Annotated in this window: 1 pseudogene; it reads right to left on the bottom strand. The window is 64.2% G+C overall.

Going from position 1 to position 3082, the window contains the following annotated elements:
* Nucleotides 1–66 precede the first annotated feature (66 nt).
* Nucleotides 67–3019: pseudogene (locus tag HT737_RS02225) on the bottom strand (autotransporter domain-containing protein).
* Nucleotides 3020–3082: the final 63 nt, after the last annotated feature.

Below are 3082 nucleotides of genomic sequence, written 5' to 3' on the forward strand. Positions count from 1 at the left end.
TTAAAAATCAAAGTCAAAAGATCGCAGCCTTCGGCAGCTCCTACAGGGATAGGCGTACGCCCTCCGTCAGAACTGCCAGTTCAGGCTCAACCCCACGCCGTGGCTCTTCTCGCGGTTGGCCAGTTGTCCGTTGTAATCGAGGTTGACCCGTACGTCCTTGCTCAACGCCAGGCTTGCTTGCACGCCCACCAGCGCTGCATCACGCACCAGCGCCGAACTTTCGACCGAATACGGCGTGCTGCCGCTGGCGAAACGCAGATGCTGTTCGGCGTCGATGTCACTCAAGCTGTGTTGCCAGCCGAGATGACCACTGACGTCCAGCGCCTGTTGAGTCGACAGATTGAAGCGCTTGACCGCCCGTACACCGAGGGTGCTGAGCACTGCGTCGCGCTGATCGCCCGAGCTTTTCAGTGCCGCGGCGTCGCCCTTTTCGGTAAAGCCTTCGGTATCCAGATGCACGTAAGCGAGGTTGGCGAACGGCTCCAGCGCGACCGGTTGCAAGTTCAGGCGATAAGCCGCTTCACCGAAGACCTGCGTGGTGGCCGCATCGACCTTGGCTTTCTGTTTGGCGCTGACGTCGCCGTATTGCAGATCGCGCTTCACATCGGCGCGATGCCAGCTGTAGGCCGCGCCGGTGCTCAGGCGCCAGGCGCCGATGTCATGACCGGCGTAAGCGCCGAGGTGATAGCTGTCGACCTTGGCCGACGAGTGCGTGTCCGAGCCCATGTTCAACGAGCTGTCGCTGTAACCGGTGACCAGACCGATGCGCGTCTGCTCGTCCAGCGCGCCGTCAACACCGGCCAGCAAGCCGCCGATCGAGGTGCTGTAGCGCGAGGTGTCGTTACCGGAATCGGTCGAACCCCAGGCGCCGAGGGCCTTGATCCAGCCATTGCCTTGCGTGGCATTGGCATCGTGCAGACGTTCGCCGACCGCGTCGCGCAACTGGCGGCTGTCATTGATCACCATCGAGCCCAGTGCCGGGTAGATTTCCCCGCTGAGTTGCTGGAACGCCTGTTGCGCCGAAGCGGCAGACGCTGACAGCAGCAAGCTTTCGTACACCGAGTTGCCGGCGCCCAAACCTTCGACGGCAGTCGCCACCGCGCGCTGATTCGGGGTCTGCCCGACGCTGGCGAACGAGGTCGCATTGCGCTGGATGTCCAGTTGAATGGCGTTGGCCGTGTAGTCGAGGTTGCCGCCGATGAACAGGTAATTCGGCAGCACCGCGCCGAACTGGCCCTGAATGCCACCGGCCGCTTGCAGAATGTCGTACGAATGACCGAGCAGGCTGCGCGCTTGCGTGGTGCTGAGCAGGGTCGGGCTGTTTTCCAGCGACAGGCTGACGGAGGCGCCGCCGATGCGCGCACTGCCGCCGGCAACGATGCGGTCGCTGCTGGTCGGCGACAGCTCCACCGCGTAGGTCGAACCGGGGGCGAAGGTCACGTCACCGGCCACGTTCAACGTGCCGATGGAGTTACCCGGCGCCACGCGGCCGCCGCTGTTGGCGATCAGCGCACCGATGCGCCCCGAACCGCCAAGGGTGCCGCTGTCGTTGACGGTCACCGCCGAGGCCAGCGAGCCGTTGACGCTGAGCAATCCGCCATTGACCGTGGTCGGGCCACGGAAGGTGTTGTCACCGGTCAGCAACAAGCGCCCTGCCCCCGGACTTGATCAGGCTGCCTTGGTAGACCCGCGTCGCCGCTGCGGCATCACGCGCCATACCGACCGCGTAGTCGGTCTGATCCTGCTGACTCGCTCCGGCCGGGATACCGTTTTGCCAGCCTTTGTCCTGCAGGATTTGCTGCCAGGCGCGGTGTTCGGCGAGGTCTTCGCTTTGCCGCTGAATCAGGGCCTTGTCGGAGATGTCGTTGCTCCAGACATCGCTTTGTCCGGCGGCCAGGTTGGCATCGAACGCGCCGAGCAGTTGCCCCGGCCCGTGCATCGCCCGATTGAGGTTGGCCACGCCCCAGCCGACCCGTTCGGTCGGCGCATCGGTGACCGAGCCGTCGAGTTGCGTGGCGGTGGTCAGCAGCACTTCCAGCGCCTGCTGGTTGTTCATGTACGGATAGCGTTCCATCACCAGCGCCAGTGCGCCGGTGGCGTGCGGCGCGGCCATCGAAGTGCCGGACTTGATCGCATAACCGCCGCCCGGGATGGTGCTGTCGATCTTCGCCCCCGGCGTGGTGATGCACCAGTATTTGGCGACGCCGCACTGGTTGTACTTCTGCTGATTGCTTTGGTCCAGCCCGGACACCGCCAGCCAATGGCCTTCCAGATCCGGCTGAAAGTACGGCAACGCCGAACGCACGCTGGCGTTCGGGTAGCCGCTGTTGCCGGCACTGAACACGTTGATCACGCCACGGCGCGAGACGTCCGCCGCCGCGTCGAGCCAAGTGCCCTGATTCCAGTGCTGGGCGTACGCGGCGTGCAGATCGGCCAGGGTGCGGTAACTGACATCCGGCGGCTGACTGCCCCAACTGTTGTTGATCGCGCGTACGCCGGCGGCGGCCAACGCGTCGTAGGCCGCTTTGAAATAGCGCGGATCGGGTTTGGGGCCGAACAGGAAACTGTCGTTGTTGTTGGTGTTGCCGACGTAGATCTGCGCGTTGTACGCCACGCCGTGCATGCCGGTGCCGTCACGGCTCGCGCCCATGGTGCCGACCACGTGAGTGCCATGGGAGTCGTTGTTGGGGTTGAGGGTGCCGTTGACGTTGAACAGCGAGCCGTCGACGTAACTGCCAGAGGCCATTACCGGGTGATAGCGGTCGCTGGCGAACTCAGGGTGGGCGGCATCGAAGCCGGAGTCGAGGGCGCCGATCTTCACGCCTTTGCCGGTGATACCGGCGGCGTAAGCCTGATCGGCCTGCATCCGCGCCAGGCCCCAGTCGCGCTGGAATTCGGCACTGCGCCAACTGGCAGGATCGCCGGGCTTGCCGGATTCAAGGTACTGCGCGTGGGCTTGCGCGATGGAAACTGCGAGCAACAGGGTGCCGACCGCTGCCGGCTTGATGCGTACGTCCATGTTCACCACTCACTTTTCTTATTGTTTTGCAGGCACTGACAGCCAGATCAAAAGATCGCAGCC

This window comes from Pseudomonas sp. MD195_PC81_125, assembly GCF_014060985.1.
Taxonomy (GTDB): domain Bacteria; phylum Pseudomonadota; class Gammaproteobacteria; order Pseudomonadales; family Pseudomonadaceae; genus Aquipseudomonas; species Aquipseudomonas parakoreensis.